4 protein-coding genes are annotated in these 3,134 nt (G+C 72.0%); 3 read left to right on the top strand and 1 reads right to left on the bottom strand.

Annotation, left to right across the window (positions count from 1 at the left end; genetic code table 11):
* On the top strand, positions 1-93 hold a 93-nt coding region (locus ACWDYJ_RS36060; protein WP_383577983.1), incomplete at its 5' end, for an adenosylhomocysteinase.
* An 84-nt stretch (positions 94-177) separates the two neighbouring features.
* Complete coding sequence (locus ACWDYJ_RS36055; protein WP_451569828.1) at positions 178-795, top strand: hypothetical protein; 618 nt, start codon at positions 178-180, stop codon at positions 793-795.
* A 6-nt stretch (positions 796-801) separates the two neighbouring features.
* Here the strand turns inward: ACWDYJ_RS36055 and ACWDYJ_RS36050 are convergent, their stop codons facing one another.
* Entirely contained in the window at positions 802-1,707 is a 906-nt protein-coding gene (locus tag ACWDYJ_RS36050; protein ID WP_451569827.1) for an RDD family protein, read from the bottom strand.
* Between the two features lie 111 nt (positions 1,708-1,818).
* Here ACWDYJ_RS36050 and ACWDYJ_RS36045 point away from each other — a divergent pair, with 111 nt between their 5' ends.
* The gene (locus ACWDYJ_RS36045; RefSeq protein ID WP_451569826.1) at positions 1,819-2,826 is read left to right on the top strand and encodes a stage II sporulation protein M; all 1,008 of its coding nucleotides are present in this window, start codon (positions 1,819-1,821) and stop codon (positions 2,824-2,826) included.
* The last annotated feature ends 308 nt before the right edge of the window (positions 2,827-3,134 follow it).

The raw sequence follows: 3,134 nt of genomic DNA, 5'->3' as shown, positions 1-3,134 counted from the left end.
GGCGTCAGGCTCACCACCCTGCGCCCCGAGCAGGCCGCCTACATCGGCGTCCAGGTCGAGGGCCCGTACAAGCCGGACCACTACCGCTACTGATCATCGGCAGCCGTACGTGAAAGCAGGCCCCCGGCACCTCAGCCGGGGGCCTGCCCCTTGATCCCCCACCGGAATGTGTTCGCCATGCCACGCGGCCGTTATTCGCTCCACGACCCGCACGACCACACCCCTCTCGGCGAGGAGCACTTCCACTGCGCCCCCGGCCCCTCCGGATGGCGCTACGTCTCCCAGCTGACCGCCCCGAACGGCGATCACCGCGGTTCGGTCGACCTGGCCATCGACGAACTCGGCCGCCCCATCCGCCTCGAACTGAACGCCTCCAGCTGGCAGGTCCGCGGCGCCGCCATCGACGGAGTCACCTGGGTCCGCACGGATCCCACGGGCACCGAAGCCACCGAGGGCAACGTCCAGGCCCCCGGCTTCACCGGCACCTCCCCGGCCTTCCTCGTCGCGACGGCCCGCCTGCTGCGCCTCACTCCGGGCGCCCCCGCCACCCGCGTCCGGCTCCTCGCCCTCACCGACCCGGTCCTGGCCGCCCGTACGGTCGACCAGGCCTGGGCCCTGCTCTCACGCACCGCGCACCCCACGGACGGCGGCCCGCTCCTGGTGGACGAGTACCGGGTCAGCGCACTGGACACCGGCGAGGTCCATACGATCCACATCGCCGGCGACGTGGTCCTCTCGGCCCCAGGCATCGAGCTCGAACACCTGGAGACCCCGCCCTCGGTCTTCGAGGACTGACACCGTTCAGGCCGGCGGAGCGAACCCGGTCCCACGAGGCACCTCTACGGGCGCCACCCGGACCGGAGCGGCAGCCGGGGCCGGGGCCGGGGCCTGGGTCGGAGCCGGGGCCGGAGCCACGACCGGAGGCGCCGGGGCGACGACGGGAGCCGGCCCGGGCGCGGCGGCCCTGAACGCCCGGGCCGCATCCCGCGACTGCCGCTCGTGCACCACGGCCATCAGGAACGCGGCGGCCGGCACCCCGGCCGGCGGCGGCGTCCCGGTCCGCGTCACCACGTCGTCCGCGAGCCGCGCCGCCATCGCGGCGCCCGTCTGCGGGTCGAGCTGGTTCATTCGCGTCAGGTACTGGCGTATCGCCAGCCACAGCCCGTCCGGCACCGCCGAGAGATCCAGCCCGGTGAACCGCCCGGCCAGCCACGGCGGCGGCGGAGGCACCGGCATCACCCGCGCCCCCGGCACCCGCTCCCGGATCACCAGCGTCCCCGCGAACACGTCCCCGAGCCGCCGCCCGCGCTCCGACACCAGCGAGGCGATGCAGGCCACGGTCCCGACGGTCAGCAGCAGCTCCACGACCCCCATCGCCCCGCGCACCAGCGCGTGCCGGAACCGGATCGGCCCGCCGTCCTCCCGCACCACTCGCAGCCCGCAGGCGAGCTTGCCCAGCGAACGTCCATGGGTCAGCGTCTCCACGGCTATCGGCACGCCGACCAGCACCAGCAGGACGCTCGCCACCGTCACGGCGGCCTGGGCGGCCTCGTCCAGATCGGCCGACGCGACGGTCAGTCCGATGGAGACGACCAGGTAGCCGCCGACGTACACGGCCAGGTCGAGCAGGATCGCCAAGGCCCGGCTCGGCAGTCTCGCCGGCCGCAAGCCCAGGACGACCGCGTCGCCCGTCACCAGATCACTCACCGAGTGCACCTTTCCCCGACCTGACCCGCCCCTGTGCGTTCCAGTCTGCCAAGCTGACCACAGGAGAAGTAAGCCGAATCAGGCGGCCTGGGGCAGGGGAGCGGTAACCGGATGGATCTCGACGTCTTCGTGGCGGCCCACCAGGCGCAATGGGCCCGCCTGGAGCAGCTCCTCGGCCGCGGCCGGCGGCTCACCGGGGCGGAGGCCGACGAACTCGTCGCTCTCTACCAGCGCACCTCCACCCACCTCTCCCTGATCCAGTCGAGCGCGCCCGACCCGATGCTCACGGGCCGCCTCACCCAGCTCGTCGCCCGCGCCCGCGCCACGGTGACGGGAACCCGCCGCGCCGGCTGGCGCGACGCCGCCCGCTTCTTCACCGAGGGCTTCCCGGCCGCCGTCTACCGCAGCCGCCGCTGGTGGATACCCACCGCCCTGCTCTCGACGGCGCTCGGCGTGCTCATCGGCTGGTGGATAGCCACCCACCCGGAGGTCCAGGCCGCCATCGGCGCCCCGGCGGAGCTCAAGGCGCTCACCAAGCCGGGCGGTGAGTACGAGACGTACTACTCCAGCCACCCGGCGGCCTCCTTCGCCGCCCAGGTCTGGACGAACAACGCCCAGGCGGCGGCGGTCTGCCTGGTCCTGGGCGCGTTCCTGGGTCTGCCGGTGCTCTGGATCCTCTTCCTGAACATGGCCAACCTCGGCGTCGGCCTCGGCCTGATGACCTCGGCCGGCCGTCTCGACGTCTTCCTCGGCCTGATCCTCCCGCACGGCCTCCTCGAACTGACGGCTGTGTTCGTCGCCGCCGGCACGGGCCTGCGGCTGGGCTGGACGGTCATCGACCCCGGCCCCCGCACCCGCCGGACAGCCCTCGCGGAACAGGGCCGCGCCGCTCTCGGCATGGCCATCGGCCTGGCGGCGGTGCTGTTCGTCTCCGGCGTCATCGAGGGCTTCGTGACCCCGTCCGGCCTCCCGACCTGGGCCCGGATCGCGATCGGCGTCGTCGCAGAGGCCGTCTTCCTCGTCTACGTCTACGTCCTGGGCGGCCGCGCCTCCCGGGCGGGCGAGGTGGGCGACGTGGAGGCAGCCGACCAGACGGCGACGCTGCCGACGGCAGCATGATGTGCGCGAGGGCCGACGGAGCTGCTAGTCTCCTGGTCGTTCCGCAGAAGCTGTTGACACAGCCGCTGTGGGGAGGTAGATTTTAACGGTTGCCTGGAGGGGACACCTCCGGCGGCTGGTTGACATCTCTCTCGCGCCCCCAGGAATTGAATTCCATGGGCGCACATTCGACTCTTCATTCGAGACCGAGCCGGTTAAATCCGGTGGAAAACCTCTGATAGAGTCGGACTCGCCGGAAAGGGAAAACGCGAAAGCGAAGCACCTGGAAAGCACCGAGGAAATCGGACACGAAAGAGTCTGATAGAGTC

It is taken from the genome of Streptomyces sp. NPDC003042, assembly GCF_053591315.1.
Note: the sequence above shows the minus strand (reverse complement) of the source record. Positions and strands in the feature narration are given on the sequence as shown.

Bases quoted from the DNA above. Each gene is read 5' to 3' on its own strand.
- ACWDYJ_RS36055 (WP_451569828.1), top strand. From the start codon at position 178: ATGCCACGCGGCCGTTATTCGCTCCACGACCCGCACGACCACACCCCT.
- ACWDYJ_RS36045 (WP_451569826.1), top strand. From the start codon at position 1,819: ATGGATCTCGACGTCTTCGTGGCGGCCCACCAGGCGCAATGGGCCCGC.